23 protein-coding genes are annotated in these 24,583 nt (G+C 69.8%); 11 read left to right on the top strand and 12 right to left on the bottom strand.

Features of this window, described 5'->3' with window-relative positions; translation table 11 throughout:
- Positions 1-22 precede the first annotated feature (22 nt).
- Positions 23-361 (bottom strand): P-II family nitrogen regulator, encoded by a 339-nt coding sequence (locus ACODT0_RS22285; RefSeq protein WP_013540975.1) that lies wholly within the window; start codon positions 359-361, stop codon positions 23-25.
- Positions 358-2,049, bottom strand: coding sequence for an NAD+ synthase (locus ACODT0_RS22280; RefSeq protein ID WP_057592493.1), 1,692 nt, complete (start codon positions 2,047-2,049; stop codon positions 358-360). Before ACODT0_RS22280 ends, ACODT0_RS22285 begins: the two co-directional genes overlap by 4 nt.
- Positions 2,050-2,068: 19 nt before the next feature.
- On the opposite strand from ACODT0_RS22280, the gene ACODT0_RS22275 reads away from it, so the two are divergent.
- The 3 genes from ACODT0_RS22275 (at position 2,069) to ACODT0_RS22265 (ending at position 4,863) form a co-directional block, all read left to right on the top strand.
- Positions 2,069-3,235: a GNAT family N-acetyltransferase gene (locus tag ACODT0_RS22275; protein ID WP_489042288.1), complete on the top strand. Its 1,167-nt coding sequence runs from the start codon at positions 2,069-2,071 to the stop codon at positions 3,233-3,235.
- 85 nt (positions 3,236-3,320) lie between these two features.
- Positions 3,321-4,073, top strand: coding sequence for a hypothetical protein (locus ACODT0_RS22270; RefSeq protein WP_057592495.1), 753 nt, complete (start codon positions 3,321-3,323; stop codon positions 4,071-4,073).
- 121 nt (positions 4,074-4,194) lie between these two features.
- Positions 4,195-4,863, top strand: coding sequence for a lysozyme inhibitor LprI family protein (locus tag ACODT0_RS22265; RefSeq protein WP_489042287.1), 669 nt, complete (start codon positions 4,195-4,197; stop codon positions 4,861-4,863).
- A 33-nt stretch (positions 4,864-4,896) separates the two neighbouring features.
- On the opposite strand, the gene ppa is transcribed toward ACODT0_RS22265, so the two are convergent.
- Positions 4,897-5,424 carry an inorganic diphosphatase gene (gene ppa / locus ACODT0_RS22260; protein ID WP_057592497.1) on the bottom strand — a complete coding sequence of 176 codons (528 nt, stop codon included), beginning with the start codon at positions 5,422-5,424 and terminating at the stop codon, positions 4,897-4,899.
- Positions 5,425-5,687: 263 nt separating this feature from the next.
- Here ppa and ACODT0_RS22255 point away from each other — a divergent pair, with 263 nt between their 5' ends.
- The 5 genes from ACODT0_RS22255 to ACODT0_RS22235 all read left to right on the top strand — a co-directional run bounded on the left by ACODT0_RS22255 (position 5,688) and on the right by ACODT0_RS22235 (position 13,128).
- On the top strand, positions 5,688-8,192 hold the full coding sequence (locus tag ACODT0_RS22255; protein WP_489042286.1) for a sodium-translocating pyrophosphatase: 2,505 nt from the start codon (positions 5,688-5,690) through the stop codon (positions 8,190-8,192).
- Positions 8,193-8,365: 173 nt separating this feature from the next.
- A complete protein-coding gene (locus tag ACODT0_RS22250; protein ID WP_413763707.1) occupies positions 8,366-9,805 on the top strand; it encodes a TolC family protein in 1,440 nt (479 codons plus the stop codon).
- On the top strand, positions 9,806-10,792 hold the full coding sequence (locus ACODT0_RS22245; protein ID WP_093341394.1) for an HlyD family secretion protein: 987 nt from the start codon (positions 9,806-9,808) through the stop codon (positions 10,790-10,792).
- Between the two features lie 3 nt (positions 10,793-10,795).
- A complete protein-coding gene (locus ACODT0_RS22240) occupies positions 10,796-11,980 on the top strand; it encodes an ABC transporter permease (protein WP_489042285.1) in 1,185 nt (394 codons plus the stop codon).
- A complete protein-coding gene (locus ACODT0_RS22235) occupies positions 11,980-13,128 on the top strand; it encodes an ABC transporter permease (protein WP_489042284.1) in 1,149 nt (382 codons plus the stop codon). The genes ACODT0_RS22240 and ACODT0_RS22235 overlap by 1 nt, the downstream gene beginning before the upstream one ends.
- Here ACODT0_RS22235 and ACODT0_RS22230 read toward each other — a convergent pair.
- Positions 13,125-13,751 (bottom strand): TetR/AcrR family transcriptional regulator, encoded by a 627-nt coding sequence (locus tag ACODT0_RS22230; protein ID WP_261213832.1) that lies wholly within the window; start codon positions 13,749-13,751, stop codon positions 13,125-13,127. The genes ACODT0_RS22235 and ACODT0_RS22230 overlap by 4 nt on opposite strands.
- A gap of 129 nt (positions 13,752-13,880) precedes the next feature.
- Between ACODT0_RS22230 and ACODT0_RS22225 the strand changes: the two genes are divergently transcribed.
- A complete protein-coding gene (locus ACODT0_RS22225) occupies positions 13,881-14,732 on the top strand; it encodes a metal-dependent hydrolase (RefSeq protein ID WP_489042283.1) in 852 nt (283 codons plus the stop codon).
- A gap of 10 nt (positions 14,733-14,742) precedes the next feature.
- On the opposite strand, the gene ACODT0_RS22220 is transcribed toward ACODT0_RS22225, so the two are convergent.
- The 8 genes from ACODT0_RS22220 to ACODT0_RS22185 form a co-directional block, all read right to left on the bottom strand.
- Positions 14,743-15,330 (bottom strand): hypothetical protein, encoded by a 588-nt coding sequence (locus ACODT0_RS22220; RefSeq protein WP_057592504.1) that lies wholly within the window; start codon positions 15,328-15,330, stop codon positions 14,743-14,745.
- Between the two features lie 256 nt (positions 15,331-15,586).
- Positions 15,587-15,847 carry a hypothetical protein gene (locus tag ACODT0_RS22215; RefSeq protein WP_057592505.1) on the bottom strand — a complete coding sequence of 87 codons (261 nt, stop codon included), beginning with the start codon at positions 15,845-15,847 and terminating at the stop codon, positions 15,587-15,589.
- The gene (locus ACODT0_RS22210) at positions 15,834-16,205 is read right to left on the bottom strand and encodes a hypothetical protein (protein ID WP_057592506.1); all 372 of its coding nucleotides are present in this window, start codon (positions 16,203-16,205) and stop codon (positions 15,834-15,836) included. The genes ACODT0_RS22215 and ACODT0_RS22210 overlap by 14 nt, the downstream gene beginning before the upstream one ends.
- Before the next feature lie 17 nt (positions 16,206-16,222).
- Positions 16,223-17,158 carry a DUF6999 family protein gene (locus ACODT0_RS22205; protein ID WP_489042282.1) on the bottom strand — a complete coding sequence of 312 codons (936 nt, stop codon included), beginning with the start codon at positions 17,156-17,158 and terminating at the stop codon, positions 16,223-16,225.
- Positions 17,145-19,061 carry an iron-containing redox enzyme family protein gene (locus ACODT0_RS22200; protein ID WP_413763712.1) on the bottom strand — a complete coding sequence of 639 codons (1,917 nt, stop codon included), beginning with the start codon at positions 19,059-19,061 and terminating at the stop codon, positions 17,145-17,147. Before ACODT0_RS22200 ends, ACODT0_RS22205 begins: the two co-directional genes overlap by 14 nt.
- Positions 19,062-19,064: 3 nt before the next feature.
- Positions 19,065-19,988 carry a fatty acid desaturase gene (locus tag ACODT0_RS22195; RefSeq protein ID WP_489042281.1) on the bottom strand — a complete coding sequence of 308 codons (924 nt, stop codon included), beginning with the start codon at positions 19,986-19,988 and terminating at the stop codon, positions 19,065-19,067.
- The gene (locus tag ACODT0_RS22190; protein WP_296789204.1) at positions 19,972-20,766 is read right to left on the bottom strand and encodes a sterol desaturase family protein; all 795 of its coding nucleotides are present in this window, start codon (positions 20,764-20,766) and stop codon (positions 19,972-19,974) included. The genes ACODT0_RS22195 and ACODT0_RS22190 overlap by 17 nt, the downstream gene beginning before the upstream one ends.
- Before the next feature lie 9 nt (positions 20,767-20,775).
- Complete coding sequence (locus tag ACODT0_RS22185; protein ID WP_489042280.1) at positions 20,776-22,359, bottom strand: phospholipase D family protein; 1,584 nt, start codon at positions 22,357-22,359, stop codon at positions 20,776-20,778.
- Positions 22,360-22,524: 165 nt separating this feature from the next.
- On the opposite strand from ACODT0_RS22185, the gene ACODT0_RS22180 reads away from it, so the two are divergent.
- Together ACODT0_RS22180 and ACODT0_RS22175 are read left to right on the top strand one after the other, a co-directional pair.
- A complete protein-coding gene (locus tag ACODT0_RS22180) occupies positions 22,525-23,088 on the top strand; it encodes a peroxiredoxin (protein ID WP_261213847.1) in 564 nt (187 codons plus the stop codon).
- A 42-nt stretch (positions 23,089-23,130) separates the two neighbouring features.
- A complete protein-coding gene (locus ACODT0_RS22175; RefSeq protein WP_057592513.1) occupies positions 23,131-24,564 on the top strand; it encodes an aldehyde dehydrogenase family protein in 1,434 nt (477 codons plus the stop codon).
- Positions 24,565-24,583 lie beyond the last annotated feature (19 nt).

Genomic DNA, 24,583 nt, shown 5'->3' with positions numbered 1-24,583 from the left:
GCGCCGGCCCCTGCGGTTCAGCTCAGACCGCGTTCTCGTTCTCTTCGCCGGTACGGATGCGCACGATGCGCTCGACGGCCGTGACGAAGATCTTGCCGTCGCCGATCTTGCCGGTGCGCGCCGAGTTCACGATGGCCTCGATGCAGCGCTCGACGTCGCCCTCGTTGACGACCACCTCGACCTTCATCTTCGGCAGGAAGTCGACCACGTACTCGGCGCCGCGGTACAGCTCGGTGTGGCCCTTCTGGCGGCCGAAGCCCTTGACCTCGGTCACGGTGAGTCCGGTGACGCCCACTTCGGCCAGGGCCTCGCGTACGTCCTCGAGCTTGAAGGGTTTGACGATGGCGGTGATCTGCTTCATGGTTTGCGTGCTCCGGCGGTTTCGTTGAATTTGCTGGTGATAGGGTAACGCCAATCCTTGCCAAAACTGCGGTGCGTCACCCGGATGCCTACCGGCGCCTGGCGCCGCTTGTATTCGTTGATCTTGATGAGCCTTGCCACCCGCTCGACCACCGCGCGGTCGTAGCCCGCGGCGATGATCTCGTCGATGCCCTCGTCATCCTGCATGTAGCGTGCCAGGATCGCGTCGAGGATGTCGTAGGGCGGCAGGCTGTCCTGGTCGGTCTGGTCGGGCCGCAGCTCGGCGCTCGGGGGCCGCGTGATGATGCGCTCGGGGATCGGCTCGGTGCCGGTGCCATAGGGATCGTGGGCATTGCGCCAGCGCGCGAGCGCGAACACGGTCGTCTTCAACAGGTCCTTGATGACCGCGAAGCCGCCCGCCATGTCGCCGTAGAGCGTGCAGTAGCCGGTGGCCATCTCGCTCTTGTTGCCCGTGGTGAGAACGATCGAGCCGAACTTGTTCGACAACCCCATCAGCAGCGTGCCGCGGATGCGGGCCTGGATGTTCTCTTCGGCCGTGTCCTCGGGCCGGCCCGCGAACTCGGGGGCCAGCGCCGTCTTGAACGATTCGAAGGTGTGGCGGATCGAGATCTCGTCGTAGCGCACGCCCAGGCGCCCCGCCATGTCGCGCGCATCGATCCAGCTGATGTCGGCCGTATAGGGCGAGGGCATCATCACCGCGCGCACCTTGTCCTTGCCGAGCGCATCGACCGCGATCGCGAGCACCAGCGCCGAGTCGATGCCGCCCGACAGCCCGAGGATCGCGCCCGGAAAGCCGTTCTTGCCGACGTAGTCGCGCACGCCGAGCACCAGCGCATCCCAGAGCTGGGCCTCGGCGTCGCGCGGCGCGGCGATGGGCTCGGACAGGAAGCGCACGCCCTGCGACGGTGCACGCTCGAGCTCGGCCAGCACCAGCTTCTCCTCGAAGCCCGGCGCCTGCACGGCGAGCGCGCCATCGCCCTGCAGCGCGAAGGAGGCGCCGTCGAACACCACCTCGTCCTGCCCGCCCACGAGGTGGGCATAGACCAGCGGCAGCCCCACGGCGCGCGCGCGATCGGCCATGCGCGCCACGCGCTCGCCCTCCTTGCCCACGTGGTAGGGCGAGGCATTGATCACCGCCAGCACCTCGGCGCCGGCGGCGCGCGCCAGCTCGGCCGGCGCGTCGAACCAGGCGTCCTCGCAGATCAGCAGCCCGACCGACACGCCGCCGGCCTCGAACACGCAGGTGCCCTGCCCCGGCGCGAAATAGCGGCGCTCGTCGAACACCTGGTAGTTGGGCAGCTCGCGCTTGGCGTAGGTCTGGAGGATGCGGCCTTCCTTGAGCACGCTGGCCGCGTTGTGGCGCAACTGCACCGACACGGAGCGCCCGCGCAGGCTGCCGCCGCTCGGATGCCCCACCACCACGACCATGTCTTTGAGGTCGGCCAGAGCGGCGGCGATGCCTTTCACGGCATCATCGCAAGCTTCGGTGAAGGCCGGCCGCAGGAACAGGTCCTCGGCCGCGTAGCCGGCGATCGAGAGTTCGGGCGTCAGCAGAAGGCGAGCGCCCTGGGCATGGGCCTCGCGCGCGGCCGCCACGATTTTTCGGGCATTGCCGGGGAGATCGCCCACCACGAAATTGAGTTGCGCGATGGCGAGCTTGAGCGTCATACGGAAGGAAGAAACAGGCTTGAACGATTATGTCATTCGGGTTGTCGCGTCGCCGTCGGACGTGAGCCCGCAGGCCTGGAACGCGCTGCTCGCCGCGCAGGCCGAACCCTCGCCCTTCATGCGCCACGAGTACCTGGCCGCGCTGCACGAGAGCGGCAGCGCCACGCCCGGGAGCGGATGGACGGCCCAGTTCTTCACCCTCTGGCGCGGCGACACACTCGAGGCCGCCTGCCCGGTCTACGTCAAGGACCATTCCTATGGCGAGTACGTGTTCGACTGGGCCTGGGCCAACGCCTACCAGCAGCACGGCCTGGCCTACTACCCGAAGGCGACGGTCGCAGTGCCGTTCACGCCCGTGCCCGGCGCGCGCCTGCTCGCGCGCGACGCGGCCGGCCGCGCGCTGCTGGCCCAGGCGCTGGTGGCCTGGTGCAAGGAGAGCGAGCTGTCGTCGCTGCACCTGCTGTTCGGTGCCGAGGCCGACATCGAGGCCTGTACCGAGGCCGGGCTGATGCTGCGGCACACGGTGCAGTTCCATTGGCAGAACCCGGCGCCCGGCTACGCGGACTTCGAGGCCTTCCTCGCGAGCCTCTCGCACGACAAGCGCAAGAAGATCCGCCAGGAACGCCGCAAGGTCGCCGATGCCGGCGTGAGCTTCCGCTGGTCGCGCGGGACCGACATCACGCGCGCCGACTGGGACTTCTTCTACCGCTGCTACGCGCGCACCTACCGCGAGCACGGCAACCCGCCCTACCTCACGCGCGACTTCTTCCATCGCATGGCCGACACGCTGCCCGAGGCCTGGCTGCTGTTCGTCGCCGAGCGGGAGGGCAAACCGGTCGCCGCCAGCCTGATCGCGCTGGCCACCGACGATGGCACCGGTCGGCCGCTCGTGGCCTACGGTCGCTACTGGGGCGCGGTCGAGCGCGTCGACTGCCTGCACTTCGAGGCCTGCTACTACCAGCCGCTGGCCTGGTGCATCGCGCACGGCGTGCAGCGCTTCGAGGGCGGTGCGCAGGGCGAGCACAAGATGGCGCGCGCCCTGATGCCCGTGAAGACCACCAGCGCCCACTGGCTCGCGCATCCGGCCTTCGCCGACGCGGTCGAGCGCTTCCTCGAGCGCGAGGGCGAAGGCATCGAGAACTACATGGACCACCTGGGCGAGCGCAGCCCGTTCAAGGCCGCCTGAAAGCGACGGCGGGCCCGCGTCAGGTCACGGCCAAACACGGCTGCTATAAACCCCGGCAGATCGCCAACAACAAGGGGAAAAAGTCATGCCATTCGTCGGCCTGGGTCTGCACATCCTGATCGCGCTGTTCTTCGCGGTGCACGCGATGCGCCACGGCAAGCAGATGTACTGGCTGCTGATCCTGTTCAGCTTTCCGCTGCTGGGCAGCATCGTCTACTTCGTGGTCGAGTACCTGCCCGCCTCGCGCATGCAGCGCACCGCGGGCAAGGTCGCGAGCGCGGCCATCGGCTTCATCGATCCCGAGCGCGAATACCGCGCGGCCGAGCAGGCCTACGACCTCGCGCCCACGGCGCAGAACAAGCTGCGCCTCGCCAAGGCCGCGCTCGACCGCGGCCAGGCCGGCGAGGCGGTCGGGCATTACCGCGATGCGCTCAAGGGCCCGCTGGCCTCCGATCCCGAACTTCAGTTCGGCCTCGCGAGCGCGCTGCTGGCCGCGGGCGGTCCCGGCGCGGGTGGCGAAGCGATGCAGGCGCTGCAAAGCCTGCGCTCGACCCGCGACGACTACCGCAAGGACGAGGTCGCGCTGCTGGTGGCCCGCGCCCTGGCCGCCGAGGGCCGCAACGACGAGGCGCGCCAGGCTTTCGAATCGACCCTGAGCCTGTACAACACCGTCGAGGCGCGGGCGCGCTACGTGGCCTGGCTCGCGCAGCAGGGCGACGGCGCCGCCGCGCAGCGCCAATGGGACGAGCTCCAGCAGGCCGCGCGCCACTGGAACTCGCACGCCCGCTCGGTCAACCGCGAATGGATGCGGCTGGCCGGCGACGCGGCCCGCGGCTGAGGTCGAGCCCGAGGCTCCGACCAAGGGCATAGCCGGCCCTGCCGTTCGGCAGATCGACAGCGGCCGGCGCGGGAACGAGCATGCGGCCATCGCGCAAGCCCGGCGCGCAGGAGAGCACCGCATGCCCGCATCGATCCGCCCCCTCTTCCCCTGGGCGCTGGCCCTGGGCCTCGCGGCCCTCGCCTGCGTCCCGGCCCATGCCGCCAGCTTCGACTGCGCCAAGGCCTCGAACCCCACCGAGAAGACCATCTGCGCCACGCCCGCGCTCTCGCTGCAGGACGAGAGCATGGCCGAGCTCTATCGCAAGCAGCTTGCGACACCCGATGCCGGCCAATGGGCCGCCTACCTGAAGCGCGACCAGCGCGACTGGCTCGCGGTGCGCAACCGGCACTGCAAGGCCGACGTGAAATGCCTGCGGGAGGACTACGAGCGGCGCATCCGCTACCTGGCGGAGCCGCTGCTGCACCGGACCGGCCGCTACGTGGAGGGCCGCTGTCCGAAGGACGGGCGCTTCCTGGACGTGACGCCATCGGACGACGGCGGGCTCGACATCGAGCTCTACATCTGCCCCGATGCGCGCGGCAACATGCTGCTGCAAGGCCGTGGCCGGCTCGACGAGCGGCAGCGGCTGGTGGTGCCGTTCGGCGGGCGTTGCACCCGCACCCTGCAATTCGGCACCGACCGCATCGTGGTGACCGACACGCCCGCGGGCGCCGCGGAATGCACGAGCCCGTCGACGGCCGGCACCTTCGTGCGCGATGCGCGCCGGTCGCCGTTCGAGCAGGAGTGACTGCCCCGGAGCGACCGACACGCGCCTACCGCATCACTTCTTGTACGCGGCGATGCCGTCGAGGATTTCCTTGCGGGCGGCGTCGATGCCTTCCCAGCCCAGCACCTTGACCCACTTGCCGGCCTCGAGGTCCTTGTAGTGCTCGAAGAAGTGGCTGATGGCCTTCAGGCGCATCGGGTTCACGTCGTCCACCGATTTCCAGTGACTGTAGATCGGCAGCACCTTGTCGGTCGGCACGGCCAGCACCTTGCCGTCCACGCCGGCTTCGTCTTCCATCATCAGGATGCCCAGCGGGCGGCAGGGCACGACCACGCCCGGCAGCAGCGGATACGGCGCGATCACCAGCACGTCGACCGGGTCGCCGTCGCCCGACAGGGTCTGCGGCACGTAGCCGTAGTTGGCCGGGTAGTACATGGCCGTGGTCATGAAGCGGTCGACGAAGATCGCGCCCGATTCCTTGTCGACCTCGTACTTGATCGGGTCGGCGTTCATCGGGATTTCGATCACGACGTTGAAGTCGTCGGGAACGTTCTTGCCGGGGGAAACTTTGTCGAAGGCCATGTCGTTATCGAGTAGTTGAAAAGTATGAGAGGGATGCGGACAAACCCGAAGTTTACTTTCCGTGTCATGGACCCGTCGCACGCGATTTCGTTTTTGCCTGTAAATTGCAGCCGTTGGCCAATCGGCTCCGCACCCCGGCTCCCCGGGATGCAGCGAGCTTCGAGGAAGCAACGCGGCGGAAATCTCGACTCCCGCGCGTTGCACGCAACGGATCCTCGCGCTTTCCGTCTCCACGTCACAACGAACGAATGGAGAAGCAACGCATGAATGGCAACACCCCCCTCATCCTCGCCATCGTCTGCGGCCTCGTGGCCGTGGCCTACGGCATCTGGGCCCGAAGTTGGATCCTCGCCAAGGACGCGGGCAACGCGCGCATGCAGGAGATCGCGGCGGCGATCCAGCAGGGCGCGGCGGCCTACCTGGCCAAGCAGTACCGCACCATCGCCATCGTGGGCGTGGTGCTCGCGATCCTGATCGCCCTCTTCCTCGACCTCACGACCGCGGTCGGCTTCGTGGTCGGCGCGGTGCTCTCGGGCGCCTGCGGCTTCATCGGCATGAACGTCTCGGTGCGCGCCAACGTGCGCACCGCGCAGGCCGCCACCCAAGGCGTCGGGCCGGCGCTCGACGTGGCCTTCCGCGGCGGCGCCATCACCGGCATGCTGGTGGTCGGGCTGGGCCTGCTGGGCGTCTCGATCTTCTACTGGTTCCTGGCCTCCAGGGGCCTGCCGAGCGGCAACCATGCGCTGGCGGCGCTGCTCAATCCGCTGATCGGCTTCGCCTTCGGCTCCTCGCTGATCTCGATCTTCGCGCGCCTCGGTGGCGGCATCTTCACCAAGGGCGCCGACGTCGGCGCCGACCTGGTGGGCAAGGTCGAGGCCGGCATCCCCGAGGACGATCCGCGCAACCCCGCGGTGATCGCCGACAACGTGGGCGACAACGTCGGCGACTGCGCCGGCATGGCGGCCGACCTGTTCGAGACCTACGCGGTGACGCTGATCGCGACCATGGTGCTCGGCGCGCTGATGGTCACGGCGGCGCCGGTCAACGCGGTGCTCTATCCGCTGGCGCTGGGCGGCGTGTCGATCGTCGCGTCGATCATCGGCTGCTTCTTCGTCAAGGCCTCGCCGGGCATGACCAACGTGATGCCGGCGCTCTACAAGGGCCTGGCGGTGGCGGGCATCCTGTCGCTGATCGCTTTCTGGTTCGTCACCAGCTGGCTCATCCCCGACAACGCGCTCGGCGCCGGCGGCAGCCAGCTCAAGCTGTTCGGCGCCTGCTTCGTGGGCCTGGCGCTGACGGCGGCGCTGGTGTGGATCACCGAGTACTACACGGGCACGCAATACAAGCCGGTGCAGCACATCGCGCAGGCCTCGACCACGGGCCACGGCACCAACATCATCGCGGGCCTCGGCGTGTCGATGCGCTCGACGGCCTGGCCCGTGATCTTCGTGTGCATCGCCATCCTGGCCTCGTACGCGCTGGCCGGCCTGTTCGGCATCGCGGTGGCCGCGACCTCCATGCTCAGCATGGCCGGCATCGTGGTGGCGCTGGACGCCTACGGTCCGATCACCGACAACGCCGGCGGCATCGCCGAGATGAGCGAGCTGCCCGCGAGCGTGCGCGACATCACCGACCCGCTGGACGCTGTGGGCAACACCACCAAGGCCGTGACCAAGGGCTATGCCATCGGTTCGGCCGGCCTCGCGGCGCTGGTGCTGTTCGCCGACTACACGCACAAGCTCGAGAGCTTCGGCCTGAACATCAGCTTCAACCTCAGCGACCCGATGGTGATCGTCGGCCTGTTCATCGGCGGCCTGATCCCCTACCTGTTCGGCGCCATGGCGATGGAGGCCGTGGGCCGCGCGGCGGGCTCGGTGGTCGAGGAAGTGCGCCGGCAGTTCCGCGACATCCCCGGCATCATGGAAGGCACCGCCAAGCCCGAGTACGGCAAGGCCGTGGGCATGCTGACCGGCGCGGCCATCAAGGAGATGATGATCCCCTCGCTGCTGCCGGTGCTGGTGCCGATCGTGGTCGGCCTGCTGCTCGGTCCGAAGGCACTCGGCGGCCTGTTGATGGGCACCATCGTCACGGGCCTGTTCGTCGCCATCTCCATGTGCACCGGCGGCGGTGCCTGGGACAACGCCAAGAAGTACATCGAGGACGGCCACTTCGGCGGCAAGGGCAGCGACACGCACAAGGCCGCCGTCACCGGCGACACCGTGGGCGACCCCTACAAGGACACGGCCGGCCCGGCCGTGAACCCGCTGATCAAGATCATCAACATCGTGGCCCTGCTCATCGTGCCGCTGGTGGTGAAGTTCCATGCCGGCGATGCGACGGCCGCCGTGCCGCCCCCGGCACCGGTCGCCGCCATGGCACCGGCCGCGGTCAGCACACCGGCCGGTGCCGTGGCCTCGGGCGCGGTGACCGCGGCCGAAGCCGCCGCGGTCAAGGTCGAGAACGGCGTGGTCAAGTTCTACTTCGCCACCGGCAGCGCCGAGGTCGCGCCCAATGCCAGGGAGGCACTGGCCGACGTGATCAAGGCGGTGCAGAGCGGCAACACGGTGCTGGTGAGCGGCTACCACGACGCCACCGGCGACGCCGCGAAGAACGCCGAGCTCGCCAAGCAGCGCGCGATGGCGGTCGGCGATGCGCTCAAGGCCGCGGGCGCGCCCGAGGACAAGATCGAGCTCGCCAAGCCCGAGCAGACCCAGGCCGACGGCCCCGCGGGCGAGGCGCGGCGCGTCGAGGTGAAGGTGAAGTCCTGAGGCTCGCGCCCGACTGAAACGCCATTCCGCACGGGGCGACGCTGCATCGGCGTCGCCCCGTTTTTCTTGCGCGCCGGAAAACGCACCCCATCGAAGCGAGGTGCGCGCGCCACGTTTCGCGTGACCGGGCCGCGCCGGCCCGCTACGCTTGCGCGCCAGGCATTTCGAATCCGATGACACACCTTCACCTTCGCAACGCCCTCCTCCAGGCCCTGGCGCCGCTGCTGCTCGCGGCCACCGGCGGCACGGCCTTCGCACAGGCGCCTTCGCCAGCCGACGACGTCACCTCCCTGAGCTTCGACGCCGCGCGCGCCCGCATGCTCGACCGCTCCGACAAGCTGGCCGCCGCGCGCGCGGCGGTCGAGGCCAAGCAGCTGCAGAGCGATGGCCTCAAGCGGCTGGGCGGCCCGGTGGTCAGCGTGTCGGGCCTGGCCTATGCGTACAACGCCAACCTGAACCTCGACCTCGATCCGCTCAACCAGAAGCTCGGCCAGATCGGGCAGGCGCTGCCGCCCTCGATCCAGAGCTTCATCGCGCGCGTGCCGATACCGCAACTGCCCAACAGCTACACCCTGAACCGGCACGACACCGGCTCCAACGCCTCGGTGTCGGCGGTCTGGCCGATCTACCTGGGCGGCGCCACCGACGCGGTGCGCGGCTTCGTGTCGGCGCAGACGCGCGAGGCCGAGGCCGATGCCGAACAGGCGAGCCACGAGGTCGACACGCTGCTGGTGCAGCGCTACTTCGGCGCCCAGCTCGCGCAGCGCGCGGCGCAGTTGCGCGCGCAGGCCGAGCGCACCATCGCGCAGCACGACGCGGCGGCGCAAAAGATGCTCGCGGCCGGCGTGATCTCGCGCGTCGAACGGCTGCAGGCCGGCGCGGCCTACGAGGAGGCGCGCCGCAACGCGCGCAAGGCCGAGAACGACGCCGCGCTCGCGGCCGTGGCACTGGCGCGCACGGTGCGCGCCGAGGGCCGCGTGGCGCCGCAGACGCCGCTGTTCGTGATCAGCGCGCCGGTCGAGCCGCTGGGCTGGTTCATCGATTCGGCGCTCAACCGCCACCCGGGCCTCGAGAAGGTCGCGGCCAAGAAGTCGCAGGCCGAGCAATTGCACGAGGGCGAGGAAGCGCTGCGCCGCCCGCAGGTGATCGCCTTCGGCACGCGCCAGCTCAAGAGCGGCAATGCGGACTGGGTCGCGGGCCTGGGCGTGCGCTGGACGCTGTACGACTCGGTCGACCGCGATGCGCTCTCGGCCGCGTCGCAAAAGCAGGTCGAGCAGGCCGAACGCACCGGCGCCCAGGCACGCAGCGACATCTCGCTGCTGGTGGAACGCAACTGGCGCGCGCTCGACAACGCGCGCCGCCAGTACCTCGAGATGCAGGCCTCGGTGGAACTGGCGCGCGAGGTGCTGAAGCTGCGCACCTCGGGCCTGCGCGAAGGCACCAGCACCACGCTCGACCTGATCGACGCCGAGACCAACCAGGCCAAGGTGCTGACCGAGCGCGCGCAGGCCGCCAACGAGTACGTGCAGGCGCTGGCTCAGCTGCTCGAGAGCGCGGGCCTGTCCGACCGCTTTTCCGACTACATCGCGCGTGCCGACGTGAAGGTGAACTGAATGATGAGTGCCAAGACCCGCAAACTGATCGCGATCCTGGCCGCGCTGCTCGTGCTGGCGCTGCTGGCCTGGGGCTTCTGGCGCGCCTCGCGGCCCGCGCCCGAGGTGTTCCAGGGCCAGATGGAGGCGCGCGAGACCGACGTGGCCGGCAAGGTGACGGCGCGCGTGGCCGAGGTGCTGGTGAAGGAAGGCGACCGCATCCAGGCCGGCGCGGTGCTGGTGCGCATGGACAGCCCCGAGGTGCGCGCCAAGCTCGCGCAGGCCACCGCCGCCGAGCAGGCCGCGCAGGCCGTGGCCCAGAAGGCGCAGAACGGCGCGCGGCCGCAGGAGATCGAGATGGCGCGCATGCAATGGCAGCGCGCCGAGACCGCGGCCCAGCTCGCGCAGACCTCGTTCCGTCGCGTCGACGGCCTCGCGCGCGAAGGCCTGGTGGCCGACCAGAAGCGCGACGAGGCCGAGGCCAACTGGAAGGCCTCGCGCGACGCGGCGATCGCCGCCAGGGCGCAATACGACATGGCGCGCGCCGGCGCGCGTCCCGAGGACCAGGCCGCGGCCAGCGCGCAGGCGCGCCAGGTCGCCGGCGTGGTCGCGGAAGCGGAAGCCGCCAAGGCCGAGACCGAGCTGCGCAGCCCGGTCGCCGGCGAGGTGGCCAAGGTGCTGGCCAAGGTCGGCGAGCTCTCGCCGCAGGGCGTGGCGGTGGTCACGGTGGTCGACCTGGCCGACCAGTGGGTGGTGCTCAACGTGCGCGAGGACCGGCTGCCGCGCTTCGCGATGGGCAGCGAGTTCGAGGCCCGCCTGCCCGCGCTGGCCGAGGATCGGCGCACGGCGCGCTTCAAGGTCTACTACAGCGGCGTGCTGCCCGACTTCGCGACCTGGCGCGCCACCCGCGGCGGCGCCGGCTTCGACGTGCGCACCTTCGAGGTCCGGGCGCGGCCGCTGCAGCCGATCGAGGGCGCGCGGCCCGGCATGAGCGTGCTGGTCGACTAGCACATGAGCCTTCGCGGCTTCTCCACCGCCAGCGCACGGCGCGAGTTCGCGCTGCTGCGCGCGCGGCCCTGGGACCTCGCAATGATCACCTGGGTGCCGCTGCTCGCGGTGCTCCTGATCTGGTGGATCTTCTCGGCCGGCCTGCCCGAGCGCTTGCCGATCGGCGTGCTCGACCAGGACCGCTCGGCGCTGTCGCGCCAGATCGTGCGCTTCCTCGATGCCACGCCGGGCCTGCGCGTGGTGCAGCGCTTCGACGACGAAGGCGCGATGGCGCGCGCGCTCACCAGCGGCGCGGTCGATGCCGCGGTGCAACTGCCGCGCGATCTCAACCGCGAGGTCAAGCAGGGCCGAGTAGGCCAGGTCGTGCTGCTGCACAACGCCCAGCTTGGCACGCATTCGAGCCTGATCCAGCGCGACGTGCGCACGGTGGTCGCCACGGTCTCGGGCGGGGTCGAGCTCGCGGTGCGCAACAAGCGCGGCGAATCGATGATCGCCGCGCGCGCGACCATGGAGCCGCTGAAGGCCGGCACCGTCGCGCTGTTCAACACCTCGGGCGACTACGAGCAGTTCCTCGGCGCCGCGCTGATCCCGGCGCTGCTGCACATCCTCGCGATGACCGCCGGCGCCTGGGCCGTGGGCCGCGAGCTGCGCGACCGCAGCATCGGCGGCTGGCTCGGCGCCGCGCCGCGCTGGCACGAGGCGCTGGCCGCACTCGCGGGCAAGCTCGCGCTGCCGTTCGCGAGCCTGTCGCTGGTCGGCATCACCGCCATGCTGTGGATCACGGCCGGGCGTGGCTGGCATCCGGTGGGCTCGCTCGGCTGGACGCTGTTCGCGCTGGTGGTGTTCCTCGCGCTGTCGATCGCGCTCGGCGGCTTCGTCGCGGCGCTCACGCGCTCGCTGCGCACCGCGCTGTCGGCCACCGGCTTCATCACCGCGCCGGCCTTCGCGTTCGGCGGCGTGGGTTTCCCGCTGGTGGCCATGCCCGCGCTGGCGCAGCTGTGGGCCGCGCTGCTGCCCTACACCCACTACGTCCGCGTGCAGATGGAGCAACTGCAGATGGGCGCGCCGCTGGCCTATTCGGCCGCGACGCCGCTGTGGATGGTGCTGGGCACCGCCGTGCTGCTGGCCGCGACGGCCACCGCACTGGGCCGCGCGGCGCGCGCGCCCGATTCATGGGGCGGCCGCTGATGGACCGCCAGCGCGCCCTCGCCCGCTTCGGCGCCGCCTGGAGCGACACCGCGCTGGCCGTGCTGCGCGACAAGGGCGTGCTGCTGATCATGCTGCTGGCGCCGATCATCTACGGCTTCTTCTACCCCTGGCCCTATGGCACGCAGGCCGTGACCCGGGTACCGGTGGCGGTGGTGGACCAGGACCACACCGGTCTGTCGCGCCAGATCGCGCGCTTCGCGATGGCCAATCCGCGGCTGGACGTGCGCCTGGTCACGGCCGATGTGCACGAGGCGCAGCAGGCCCTGTGGCGCGGCGAGATCGAGGGCTACGCATTGCTGCCGGCCGATCTCAAGCGCAGCGTGCTGCGCGGCCTGCCGGCGGTGGTCAGCATCGAGGGCAACGGCGCCTATGCGCTGCTCAACAAGGCGGTGCTCTACGGCTTCTCGGAAGCGGTGGGCACGGTCTCGACCGGTGTCGAGATCCGCAAGCTGCAGGCCGGCGGCCAGAGCGCCGTGCAGGCGGCGCGCAGCCGCAGCCCGCTGGTCACGCAACTGGTGGCGCTGTTCAATCCCACCGAGGGCTACGGCAGCTACGTGGTGCCGGCAGTGGCGCTGCTGATCCTGCAGCAGACGCTGCTGATGGGCACCGCCATGCTGGCCGGCACCTGGGCCGAGGCCCGGCGGCTGCGCGCCTCGATGAGCGCCTGGCTGGGCCGGCTCGCGGCGCTGTCGGGCTTCGGCGTGCTCAGCGGCATCTTCTATTTCGGCTGGGTGTTCTTCCTGCAGGACTACCCGCGCGGCGGCAACCCCTTCGGCGCGCTGGTGCTGCTGGCCTTCTACGTGCCCGCGATCTGCACGCTGGGCCTGCTGCTGGGCTGCTGGTTCCGCGACCGCGAACGGGCGCTTCAGGTGCTGCTGTTCACGGCCCTGCCGATGGCTTTTCTGTCGGGCTTCTCGTGGCCGGTCGAGGCCCTGCCCGCGCCGCTGCAGGCCCTGCGCTGGCTGTTCCCGAGCACGGCCGGCATCCAGGCCTCGCTGCGGCTCAACCAGATGGGTGCGCCGCTGCACGACGTGCTGCCGCACCTGGGCGTGCTGCTGGCCCTGCTGCTGGCCGGCCTGCTGACGCTGTGGCTCGCGGCGACGCCGCGGCGCAGGGCCGCAGCCTAGCGCTGGCTCTCCGCCGCCACCGCGCGCACCAGCCGCGTGGCCGGCGCGACCAGCTCGCGCAGGTCGCCCGCGCGCTCCTGCTCGATGGCCTGCAGCACCAGCTCGTTGATGCCGCCGACCACCGTCATCGCCATCTCGCTCGTCAGGTGCGCCTGCGGGCCCGGGCCGGTCGTGCCGCTGCTGTTGATCGCGGCCTGGATGAAGTTCGCGATCTCGTCGTTGACCCGTCGCCGCGCCACCAGCCCAGGCATGCCCAGGCCCAGGATTTCGACGAACAGCGTGCGCAGCAGCACCGGGTCCTGCGCCAGATAGTCGAAATAGGCCGTGATCGCGCGCTCCACCTGGGCATGCCAGGGCTGCACCGGGTCGAAGGCCTCGCTGACCGCCTGCAGCGCCAGGTGGCTGGCCGCCTCGTAGAGCGCGATCAGGCATTCGGTCTTGGTCGCGAAATGCTCGTAGAAGGTGCGGCGCGACACCGCGGCCTCGCGCACGATGTCGGCAATGGTGGTGTCGGCGTAGCCCTTGGCGGCCACCGCGCGGGCCATGCCCTCGAGCAGCCGGTGGTAGTGCTCGTTGCGCGATTCGGCCGGAGTCTGGGAGGTGTTGTCGGTGACGGCACTCATGAACGGAACATTTTCCTACGCGCTGGTACTTGACAGTACCAAGCACCCGGAGGCACCATGCAGGCATTGCGGTACGCATCTGTACCACACCCCTTGCCACCACCATTCCGATTCACGAGGATTGTCTTCATGAGCACCGAACTCGTCGTCCGCCGCCTTCTGATCGATCTCCAGGCCCCGTTTGCCCGCGACTGGTGCGGCGGCGATGCATTCTCCACCGCCTTCTTCAACGCCCTGTCGATGAGTTTTCCCTTCGGCGAGCAGTTCTTCATCGACGCGGTGCGCGACGCCGTCGCCACCCTGCCGCCCGAGACGCAGGACAAGTACCGCGCCGAGGTGCGCGGCTTCATCGGCCAGGAAGCGACGCACCGGCGCATCCATTCGCTATTCAACGCCCACCTCGAGAAGCAGGGCCTGGTCGACCGCTGGACCGAGCGCGCGAGCAAGCGGCTGTCGCTGATGGAAGGCGCCGACCCGCGCCATGCGCTCGCGGTGACGGCCGCCACCGAGCACTTCACCGCCATGTTCGCCGAGTGGCTGCTCGCGCATCCGCAGATCCTCGACGGCGCCGAGCCGCGGCTGCGCACGATGTGGCTGTGGCACAGCGCCGAGGAGCTCGAGCACAAGAGCGTGGCCTTCGACGTCTACCGGGCCGCGGGCGGCTCCGACGAATGGCGCACGCGCTGGTTCCGCCGCGTCACGCTGATGTTCCTCGGCGACCTGATGCACCAGACGCTGACCAACCTGCGGCACGAGAAGCAGCTGTGGAAGTGGTCGACCTGGAAGAGCGCCGCGCGCATCCTGCTCGCGCGCGACGGGCTGCTGCGCGGCAACTACGCGATGTGGCGCCGCTACCTGCGCGCCGATTTCCATCCCGCCCAGCAGGACAGCAGCCTGTCGGAGCGCTGGCTCGTGGACAACCGCGCGGCCTACGTGCCGGTCGGCGCGGTCGCGGCGCAGCCGGAAGCCGCCGCGGCCTGAGCGCGGCCCTTCAGAAGAAGCTGGTGCGGTGCTGCGGCACCGTGCCGCTCGCCTGTTGCTGCGGATCGACGCGCAGCGGCACCTCGTGCAGGGTGTCGAAGTCCGAGGGCGCGTCGGGCACGCGCATCACGGCCTCGAGCTCATGCATCGAGGCCACCCAGCGGCCGGCCGGCGACTCGGCCGGCTCGTCGTTGGCGAAGGTGCCGTCGCGGATGTAGAAGGTCTCGCCCTCGGGGCGCTCGCCGTGCAGCTCGACCAGGCGCGCGATCGAGAAGTTGTAGGTCACCAGCTTCTCGCGCGTCAGGCGGTCCTTGCCGCCGCAGTTGAACGAGCCCTCGGCCGCGATCACGATGCAGGAACCGTCCACGCTGCTGTCGGTGCCATGGCCCGAGCGCCAGATGGCGTTGGGCAGCCGCACCCGCACCTTGTCGATGACCAGGTCGCGCTGCTTGTTGAGGCTGCCCAGCGGCGGCACCAGCGAACGCAACTGCCGCAGGCGCTCGGCGAAGTTGTCGTCCATCACGAATTCCACATGGTGCGACGCGCTGCCCGAGGACCGCTTGACCACCTGCATGACGACGTGACGCGGTTTAGCCACGGCAGCTTCCTTTTGCGCGCGCGGACGGCCGCACTACGCCAAAAGCACCCATTGCCTTGCTGCAAATCATCTGATGTCGGCCTGAAATTAGAACTTTTTTACCAATGCAATTACATGCATCAATTGTTTCTAACTGTATAACTATTGCGGCCATCATGGAAGTCGCACGACGCGATGCCCGCACGGGCATGTCGCCAAGGCGTCGCCCCGCCGTGCTAGACGAGACGCGCCGAATAACGCCCTCGCGGGCGTTGCGTCATTCGGGCGACGACGGCGCGGCCGCGGCGGCTTCCAGCGCCTCGTCGAGCGCCTTGCACGACGGCGCGCAGACGGTCTGGGACTTGCCGAGCACCTGGCGGGTGCGCAGTTGCGAGCGCACGCGGTGCTTGCCGCACATGAAGCACGACATGGTGGCGCCGCTGAACGACGCGGAGGCGCGGAACGGGGACCCCGGCGTCTTCGACTTGTAGCGCAGGCCGTCTTCCAGGACGGCAGTCTTCACCTCAGCCTTGGCCATCGGTTTCTTCCTTCTTCTTCGGTTCGGGGCGGCGCATGGCGCGCGCGATCGCTTCCCTGGCGCGGGTCTCGGCCGCCAGCGAGGCGTCGAGCGCGGAGCGGCACAGGCCGGCGTGCTGGTAATTGAGGTTCTCGTACACCTCGGCGGCGGCCGGATAGGCGTCGAGCAGGCGACTGAGGTCGGCGCCCGATTCGACGTCTTCGAACTCGTGCACCAGGTGCGCGACCACCGAGCGGTACTGCTCGGCACCGACGGGCACCTTGCTGTGATCCAGCCGCTCGAGCAACTGGGCCAGCACATGGGTCACCGACAGATCGGTCTTGGGGGACGGAGTGTGGGTCGTGTTCATGGTCTGCATCTGGGGACAGCATACCCCTATGCAAGTGGCGGGGTGTCGGCCGAAGCCCCTTCCCCGGCCGGGACGAAGCCGGATTCGCCGCCTTCGCCGTGCCCTGCGGCCTTCATGCGCTGCAGCAGGCTGTGCAGCATCTCGGTCGAGAGGCCATGGATCACCAGCCGGTGCCCGGCCCGCAGGGTCGACAACGGCACCAGCGGGTGCTTGTTGTTGACCAGGATCAGGTGCTCGGGCGCCGCGAGGATGGTGGCGGCATAGATGCCGATGGTTTCATCCAGTTGCAGCGAGTTGGCGGCGCGCCAGAAGTCGTTGTCGGTCAGCATCAGCTGGTAAAGCGGCGTGAACAGCTCGATGGCGCTCTGCAGGTCCAGGAAGTTGAGGCGGCCGCGCGGCATGTCTTCCAGCCGCAACGCGGGCTCCCGGATCATCGAGAAATCGGGCGCCTGGGCCTTGCCCAGTGCCAGCCCGCGGTCGCGCAGCGCCTGGTTCAGCCGGATCACGAAATTGAACAGGTTGAGGTCGTGCTTGAGGAACATGTCGTCCTTCAGCGCCTCGATGTCCGGCGGCTCCAGCGGCGAAGTGGCGACAGGCGCCGGCGAATTGCGCCCGATGAAGGCCAGCACCTGCGAGCCCAGGTGGAAGTGCCGCAGGATCAGCCAGTTGGCCTCGGGCGACACGAAATGCCGCAGCCCCCAGGCCAGGATGCGATGCAGCAACCGCGAGTGCGACCAGTTGCGCGGGACGAACACCTTCACCACCTGGATCAGGATGATGGTGGCGCGCGCGATCGGCCGCAGGAACGGCAGCAGGTACTGCCGCGAGCCCGAGCTCGAATCGGCGAGCCAGGCCGCCTTGACCTCGTCGGGCAGCGGCGTGCTCTGGTCGAGGTAGAGCGCCAGCCAGGGGCTGGGGTCGCGCTCGTCGTGCCCGCGGGCCAGGAATTCAGGCGTTCGCATGGGAAATCCGCTCGGTGATGTGCTGGAACTGCATCAGGTAGAGGGCGGCCGTGTGGCGCGCCGTGTCGGCGATCTGGCGCGCGGCGCGCGCCTGGCCCTCGACGGCCATCACCATCTCGACCGCGAGCAGCCAGCGGTTCAGGTGGTTCTCGTCGTTGTGGCCGTGGTATTCGAGGAAGCGGAAGGCATCGGGCGGCAGCCGCAGGCTGGCCTTGAGCAGCGGCAGCAGCGCCGGCACGATGCGCTGGCCCGTGCCCTCGATGATGTAGATCGCGCCCAGCAGGCCGATCGGGTCGCGCGTGGCGGCCAGTGCATGCAGGTAGGCGTTGAGCGCCTCGCCGCCCGGGTTGCGGCGCAGGTCCTCGATGCGCTCGACCGTGCCGCCGGCCTTGCGGTAGTCGCTGAACAGGATCTGGAAGTCGTTCTGCTCCTCGCCCGCGTGCACGCCGATCAGCGACGACAGCGCCTGGTACGGCTCGCTCAGCGAGGCCGCGCCCTCGCGCATCCAGAGGCTGCCTTCGCGCACCTGCGGCACCCACTGCTCCATCCAGTTCAGGTAGTCGGGCACGGCGAAGCGGCGCTCGCGGATCTGCCGCACGAGCGGCGTGCGCCAGACGCGCGAGCGGTAGTCGTGCCAGATCGCCGCCAGTTCGGTCAGCAGCGCGCCCAGGCCCTCGGGCGCGGCGGCCGGGTCGTGCGGCGGCGCGATCACGAGCTCGTCGTCGGCCGTGGCTGCAGCGGCGCGCGGCGCCACCGTCACGGGCGGCGCCTCCACCGCTTCCACCTCGAACAGCATGTAGGCCGCCATGAAGCGCCCCGACTCCGGCACGTAGCAGAAGACCTGCTCGCCGGGCTTCAGCGCGCGGGTGTGGAGGAACTCGGCCAGCATCACCAGGATCGACGCCGCCCCGGTGTTGCCGCGCCAGGCGAGGTTGCTCCACCAGCGCTCGCGCGGGATCGACAGCTCGGCCTTGGCCATCAGGTCCTCGACCACCGGGATGAACTTCTCCGACGAGTAGTGGCACAGGAAATGGTCGACGCGCTTCGGATCGACCCAGCCGTCGCGCACCAGCCCCGCGTACTCGTGGATGCCGATGTCGAACAGGTGCGGCAGCAGCCGGATGTCCTGGCGCAGCGACAGCGCGCCGGCCGCCTCGGCCTCGGACCAGGAGGCGAAGTCGAGGTGGCCGCGCGCGCGGTCCTCGGTCAGGCCCAGCTGCATGCAGACCGGGTAGTCGCCCGAGAACGAGCGCTGGTGCACCCACTTCAGGCGCAGCCGCAGGCCCGGCGAGCCGGCCAGCGCGGGCGCGCCATCGGACAGCAGCAGCGCCCCGGCGCCGTCCGACAGCATCCAGCGCAGGAAGTGCGAGTCGAAGTCGGTCTCGTAGCCGCGCGCCGCGAAACGCGAGCGCTTGAACAGCCGCGAGGGCATCTCGCTGGCCACCGCGAGCGCCGAACGGTGCGCGCCCAGCTCGATGCCCTGCGCCGCGGCCTGGATCGCCGACACGCCGGCCGCGCAGATGCCGTGCACCGCGAGCGTCTCCATCGGCGCCGCGGCGAGCTCGCCCTGGATCATGTTGGCGAAGCCGGGCATCAGCGTGTCGCCGCCCGACGAGCCGCTGGCCAAGAGCGACACGCGCGACAGCTCGGCGCCGCCGCGGCGCAGGCAGTCGCGGATCGCGCCGGCCGCCATCTGCGCGTTGGTGTGGCGCGTCGCGCCTTCGGCATCGATCGCGTAGTGGCGCGTGCGGATGCCGTTCTCGGCCAGGATGCGGCGCTTGATGCGCTCGGACATCCGGTTGAGCGGCGCGATGAAGTCGTCCATGCGCTCGTTGGGCACGGGGTCGCCCGGCATGAAGTAGCCGGCGCTTTCGAGGTAGACGCGTTGGAAGGGAACTGGCATGTGTCAGGAAGTGAAGGAATCGCCCGGCATCAGCGGTCGGCTGCGCCATCGCGGCCAGAGCGCGCCGAGCACGAACACGCGCGCCATGTACGGCACCAGCCCGCCCTCGTTGAGCGACGGATCGACGCGCGCGCGGTAATGCGTGCGATGCAGATGCGTGAGCTCGGACCAATGGGCATGCGGGTTCTCGTGGTGCGCCGTGTGGAGCCCGATGTTGAACAGCAGCGGATTGACCCAGCCCTCGAAATTGCGCGCGTAGTTCAGCGGAGTACCCGGGGTATCGCCGCGCGCCCCCCGTGCGGGCCGGCGGCCGTCGGCATGCGCGTGCTGCAGGTAGTTGGTGGCCAGCAGCCAGTGCAGACCGTGCAGTTGCGGCAGGATCACGAACACCAGCGCCTTGCGCCAGTCGAGCGCGAGCAGCACGGCCCAGCTCGCCAGCCACAGCGCGTACTGCGCCATGCAGTAGCGCCAGGCCCCGCGCCGATGGCGATACAGCCGCCCCAGCCACGCCATGAACAGCGGGAACAGCACCCACACCGCCTGGAACGGATGCAGCAGGTAGCCGCGCAGGTGGTTGGTGTCGCCGCCGAAGCGGTAGGTGCGCGCCACGTCCTTCGGGCCATGGCGATGGCGGTGATGGTTGGCCACGTGCGCGGGCCAGAACACGAAGGTCGGATGGCCCTGCAGCAGCGTGATCCAGAAGTCGGTCAACCGGTTCATGCGCCGGCCGCGCCACATGCGCAGGTGCACGTGGTTGTGGTGGATCACGCCGACGCCGAGCGTGAGGAACAGCATCGGCGCATAGAGCCAGAGGCTGAACCCATGCACCCATTGCCAGGCGGCGAGCGCCGGCAAGGCCGCCAGATAGAACAGGCTCTGCCAGTCGCGCCAGTGACGCAGCCGCGGCATCTCAGGCCGGCCTGCCATCGTGCGTGGCCGCACGGCCGCGCTGCCTGTCGCGAAAGCCCCGGAACAACGGCTCGGCCGCGTCGGCCGCGATGCGGGTGCCGAACAGCCGGTCCATGAAGGTGAACTGGAAGCCGTAGTTGCCGTTGTGGCAGGCGTGGTGCAGGTGATGGCGCCGGCTGGCCGCAAACCAGTGGCTGTACGACACGCGCGGGAAGAAGTCGTAGTTCGAATGCCCGACGCTGTTGAAGAACAGGCTGAACACCGGCACCGAGGCCAGCGACCAGAAGCTGAAGTCGTGCAGCACCATCGGCAGCAGGATCACGTTGCCGAGCATCGCGGCCTCCAGCGGATGGAAGCTGTAAGTGGCCCAGGGCGTGGTCACGAAGGAACGGTGGTGCGGCCCGTGGAAGCGCCGCAGCCAGCGCGTGTGCAGCAGCCGGTGGTTGAGCCAGAAGTGCACGTCGTTCCACAGCGCGAGCACCACGATCTCGGCCACGACCTGGCGCCAGCCCGCATCCGGATCGAGCCGCGCCCAGCCCAGCTGCAGCAGGCCCCAGGGAAACACCATACCGAGCCCGAAGATCAGCACCGAGATGCCCGACTGCGTGAGCTCGCGCCGCAGTTGCCCGGGCTGCAGCGGCCGCGGGTCGAGCACCCGGCCGATGCCCAGCGCCGGCAGCACGCGCCGGGTCAGCAGGGCATTGAGCGCGCCAAAGCCGAGGTAGATGCCGCCGAAGAACAGCAGCCCCCACAGCATCACCTGCGGGGCGGAAAGGGACGTGAAGGTCTGCGCCATCCCCCGAGGCTACAGCAGCATCTCGGGCACGATCGGGGCGATCAGCATGTTGTAGAAGCGCTGGAAGAAATCCGACTCGGGCTCGGCGGTCAGGATCAGCTCCTTCTCGCCATCGGTCGTGAGCCATTCCAGGGTGCCCGTGCCCTTGGCCAGCCGCAGCCGGTAGGAGTTCTGCAGCTTGCTGATGTTGATCACGCGCAGCATCTCGCGCGCGAGCTGCGGGCTGTCGGCCACCACGCCCATCTCGGTGTTCTGGCTGGCCGAGCGCGGGTCGAGGTTCATCGAGCCGATGAAGATGCGGCGCTTGTCGATGGCCGCTGTCTTGGCATGCAGCCGGCCCAGCGACTTGCCGAACATGCCGAAGCGCTCGCCCGCGCTGGTGCGCTTGGGGCTCAGCTCGTAGACGTCGGCACCGCTGCGCAGCAGCCGCTCGCGGTAGCGCACGTAGCCGGTGTGCACCAGCGGCTCGTCGTTGGCGGCCAGCGAGTTGGTCAGCAGCGTGAGCTTGACCTTGCGCTTCGTGAGCTCCTCGAAGGCCGCCATGCCGCGCTCGCCCGGCACCAGGTAGGGCGAGGTCAGGTCGACCTCGCTCTGCGCGTCGAGCATCAGGGTCCAGACCTTCATCGTCACGCTGGTGGCGATGGCCTCCTCGGCGGTCATGGTGGTCGGCTTGGTCGGCGGATCGGCGATGGCCCGCGCCTCGCCCCACAAGAGGCCCATGCGGCCCGCGTCGAGCTCCTCGGCGATCGGCCCGTAGCCGAGGATGTCGACCGGCGGCAGCACGATCCTCGGCGGCGGCGCGGCCATGCCGATCCAGGCGTCGAAATCGGCGGCTGCCGGCGCACGGCCACCCTCGCCCGTCACGATGTCGGCCACGGGCCAGACCTGCCGGCTGTTCCAGTAGGTGTCGAAGATCGATTCGAGCTGCGGCACCACCTTGCCGACCACCAGCGCATCCATGTCGATGAAGTTCTGCGCCTCGCTGAGCACGAAGTACTCGTCGGCGATGTTGCGCCCGCCCACCACGGCCATCGCGCCATCGGCGATGAACAGCTTGTTGTGCATGCGGTGGTTGAGCCGCGCGATCTCCAGCGGCGAGGCCGCGAAGCGCGACAGCAACCCGCCGCCGCGCCCGCAGCAGAAGGGGTTGAACAGCCGCACCTGCACGTTGGGCACGGCGGCCAGCGCCAGCAGCAGTTGCTGGCTCTTCATGGTGTAGAGGTCGTCGACCAGCAGGCGCACCTGCACGCCGCGCGCGGCCGCCTCGCGCAGCGAACGCAGCAGCAGCCGGCCGGTGGCGTCGTTCTCGAGCTGGTAGTACTGCACCACGAGCGAACGCTGGGCCCGCTGCGCGAGCTGGATGCGCGCGTCGAGCGAATACACGCCCAGCGGCATCAGCCGGAAGCCCGAGTGCTCGCCGGGCGGCGTCGAGGCCTCGGCGATCCTCGCCAGCCGGGTCGAGGGATCGAAGGCCGCGGCATGCTCGGCGGGCCGTTCGCGCGCGGGCGGCAGCGCACCGCAGGCGGCGAGCGCCGCGGCCACGCCGAGGGCGTACACGAGGCGCAGCGCGCGCCGGATCCAGGCATTCGTCATTTCTTCCGTCCTTCCCCACCATCGGCGCGATGAGCGCGCTCCCGGGGCCGCATCTTCCCTCTTTTCGAGCGCGGCCCCTGCAGCGGGTACGGCGCGCACGCCGCGCCGGTTTCGGCGGCGGCATCGTCCTAGAATCCGCCCCCACAGCGACCGGAGCACACCGCCATGCAACTTCCGACCTTCTCGCGCGCGGCATTCGGAACCCTCACCCTGGCCGCGGCGGCACTCTGCGCACCCGCCCACGCCGCGCTCGACATCGGCGACCCCGCGCCCCGCTTCACCGCCACCGCGGCGCTCGGCGGCAAGACCTTCCGCTACTCGCTGGCCGATGCGCTCGCCAAGGGCCCGGTGGTGCTGTACTTCTTTCCGGCCGCCGACTCGAACGAGTGCTCGATCGAGGCCCATGCCTTCGCCGAGGCCATCGACCAGTTCGCGGCCCTGGGCGCGACGGTGATCGGCGTCTCGGCCGACGACATCGACACGCTGTCGAAGTTCTCGGTCAAGTCCTGCCAGAGCCGCTTTCCGGTGGCTTCCGACGAGTCGAAGAGCGTGATCCAGTCCTTCGACGCGGTGATGCAGACCCGGCCCGACTTCGCCAACCGGCTGTCGTACGTGATCGCGCCCGACGGCAAGGTCGCCTCCTACTACCAGAACCTCAATCCCGACAAGCATGTCGAGCGCATGCTCGATGCGGTGAAGGCGCTGCCCAGGGCCGCGGCCGGGCGCTGACCGCCGCGCGGGGTTTCGCCGCTTCGCGCAGAATCCCGGCCCATGCAGCTCAACTTCATCGCCAACGCCGACGTTCCCTCGGCCTCCGGCCGCACCCTCCCCGTCATCGACCCTTCCGACGGCCAGCCCTACGACGAAATCCAGCGCAGCAATGCCGCCGACATCGACAGCGCGGTGCGCGCCGCGCGCGACTGCTTCGAGGGCGTGTGGCACAAGGTCAGCGCGGCCGACCGCGGCCGGCTGCTGTTCAAGCTCTCGCAGAAGATCGCCGAACACGTCGACGAGCTCGCGGCCATCGAGCAACGCGACTGCGGCAAGCCCGTGAAGCAGGCGCGCGCCGATGCGCTCGCGCTGGTGCGCTACTTCGAGTTCTATGCCGGTGCCTGCGACAAGCTGCACGGCGAGACCATCCCCTACCAGGACGGCTACAGCGTCTTCACCTGGCGCGAGCCGCACGGCGTGACCGGTCACGTGATCCCGTGGAACTACCCGATGCAGATCTTCGGGCGCAGCGTGGGCGGCGCGCTCGCGGCCGGCAACGTCTGCGTGGTCAAGCCGGCCGAGGACGCCTGCCTGTCGCTGATCCGCGTGGCCCAGCTCGCGGCCGAGGTCGGCTTCCCGGCCGGCGCGCTCAACATCGTCACAGGCTACGGCCACGAGGTGGGCGACGCGCTCGCGCGCCACGAGGGCATCGACCACATCAGCTTCACCGGCAGCCCGAAGATCGGCACCTTGATCCAGCAGGTGGCGGCCGAGCGCCATTGCCCGGTCACGCTCGAGCTCGGCGGCAAGAGCCCGCAGATCATCTTCGCCGACGCCAACCTCGACGCCGCGATCCCGGTGCTGATCAACGCCATCGTGCAGAACGCCGGCCAGACCTGCTCGGCCGGCTCGCGCGTGCTGGTCGAGCAGGCCATCTACGAACCGCTGCTCGAACGCCTGGGCCATGCCTTCGAGGCACTGCGCGTGGGCCCGGCCGCGATGGACCTCGATGTCGGCCCGCTGATCCGACAGACCCAGCAGCAGCGCGTGTGGGACTTCCTCAGCGACGCGCAGGTGGCCGGCATCCCGATGGTGGCGCAGGGCATCGTGGTCGACGAAGCGCCCGAGACCGGCTTCTACCAGGCGCCCACGCTGCTGCGCGACGTGCCGGTGACCCACCGCCTCGCGCAGGAGGAAGTGTTCGGCCCGGTGCTCGCCGCCATGGCCTTCGCCGATGAAGACGAAGCGGTGGCGCTCGCCAACGCCACCCAGTTCGGCCTGGTCGCCGGCATCTGGACCGAGAACGGCGCGCGCCAGTTCCGCATGGCCAGGCGCGTGCGCAGCGGCCAGGTGTTCATCAACAACTACGGCGCCGGCGGCGGCGTCGAGCTGCCCTTCGGCGGCGTCAAGTCCTCGGGCTATGGCCGCGAGAAGGGCTTCGAGGCGCTGTACGGCTTCACCACGCTGAAGACGGTGGCGGTGAAGCACGGCTGAGATCGCCTCCCTTCAGGAA

It is taken from the genome of Variovorax sp. FG153 (assembly GCF_057809595.1).
This window is presented reverse-complemented; position numbering and strand designations above follow the sequence as displayed.

What these genes read in the sequence shown, in the direction of transcription:
- ACODT0_RS22285 (WP_013540975.1), bottom strand. Translation starts at nt 361, where the DNA reads ATGAAGCAGATCACCGCCATCGTCAAACCCTTCAAGCTCGAGGACGTA.
- ACODT0_RS22280 (WP_057592493.1), bottom strand. Translation starts at nt 2,049, where the DNA reads ATGACGCTCAAGCTCGCCATCGCGCAACTCAATTTCGTGGTGGGCGAT.
- ACODT0_RS22270 (WP_057592495.1), top strand. Translation starts at nt 3,321, where the DNA reads ATGCCATTCGTCGGCCTGGGTCTGCACATCCTGATCGCGCTGTTCTTC.
- ACODT0_RS22265 (WP_489042287.1), top strand. Translation starts at nt 4,195, where the DNA reads ATGCCCGCATCGATCCGCCCCCTCTTCCCCTGGGCGCTGGCCCTGGGC.
- ppa (WP_057592497.1), bottom strand. Translation starts at nt 5,424, where the DNA reads ATGGCCTTCGACAAAGTTTCCCCCGGCAAGAACGTTCCCGACGACTTC.
- ACODT0_RS22255 (WP_489042286.1), top strand. Translation starts at nt 5,688, where the DNA reads ATGAATGGCAACACCCCCCTCATCCTCGCCATCGTCTGCGGCCTCGTG.
- ACODT0_RS22250 (WP_413763707.1), top strand. Translation starts at nt 8,366, where the DNA reads ATGACACACCTTCACCTTCGCAACGCCCTCCTCCAGGCCCTGGCGCCG.
- ACODT0_RS22245 (WP_093341394.1), top strand. Translation starts at nt 9,806, where the DNA reads ATGATGAGTGCCAAGACCCGCAAACTGATCGCGATCCTGGCCGCGCTG.
- ACODT0_RS22240 (WP_489042285.1), top strand. Translation starts at nt 10,796, where the DNA reads ATGAGCCTTCGCGGCTTCTCCACCGCCAGCGCACGGCGCGAGTTCGCG.
- ACODT0_RS22235 (WP_489042284.1), top strand. Translation starts at nt 11,980, where the DNA reads ATGGACCGCCAGCGCGCCCTCGCCCGCTTCGGCGCCGCCTGGAGCGAC.
- ACODT0_RS22230 (WP_261213832.1), bottom strand. Translation starts at nt 13,751, where the DNA reads ATGAGTGCCGTCACCGACAACACCTCCCAGACTCCGGCCGAATCGCGC.
- ACODT0_RS22225 (WP_489042283.1), top strand. Translation starts at nt 13,881, where the DNA reads ATGAGCACCGAACTCGTCGTCCGCCGCCTTCTGATCGATCTCCAGGCC.
- ACODT0_RS22215 (WP_057592505.1), bottom strand. Translation starts at nt 15,847, where the DNA reads ATGGCCAAGGCTGAGGTGAAGACTGCCGTCCTGGAAGACGGCCTGCGC.
- ACODT0_RS22210 (WP_057592506.1), bottom strand. Translation starts at nt 16,205, where the DNA reads ATGCAGACCATGAACACGACCCACACTCCGTCCCCCAAGACCGATCTG.
- ACODT0_RS22205 (WP_489042282.1), bottom strand. Translation starts at nt 17,158, where the DNA reads ATGCGAACGCCTGAATTCCTGGCCCGCGGGCACGACGAGCGCGACCCC.
- ACODT0_RS22200 (WP_413763712.1), bottom strand. Translation starts at nt 19,061, where the DNA reads ATGCCAGTTCCCTTCCAACGCGTCTACCTCGAAAGCGCCGGCTACTTC.
- ACODT0_RS22195 (WP_489042281.1), bottom strand. Translation starts at nt 19,988, where the DNA reads ATGGCAGGCCGGCCTGAGATGCCGCGGCTGCGTCACTGGCGCGACTGG.
- ACODT0_RS22190 (WP_296789204.1), bottom strand. Translation starts at nt 20,766, where the DNA reads ATGGCGCAGACCTTCACGTCCCTTTCCGCCCCGCAGGTGATGCTGTGG.
- ACODT0_RS22185 (WP_489042280.1), bottom strand. Translation starts at nt 22,359, where the DNA reads ATGACGAATGCCTGGATCCGGCGCGCGCTGCGCCTCGTGTACGCCCTC.
- ACODT0_RS22180 (WP_261213847.1), top strand. Translation starts at nt 22,525, where the DNA reads ATGCAACTTCCGACCTTCTCGCGCGCGGCATTCGGAACCCTCACCCTG.
- ACODT0_RS22175 (WP_057592513.1), top strand. Translation starts at nt 23,131, where the DNA reads ATGCAGCTCAACTTCATCGCCAACGCCGACGTTCCCTCGGCCTCCGGC.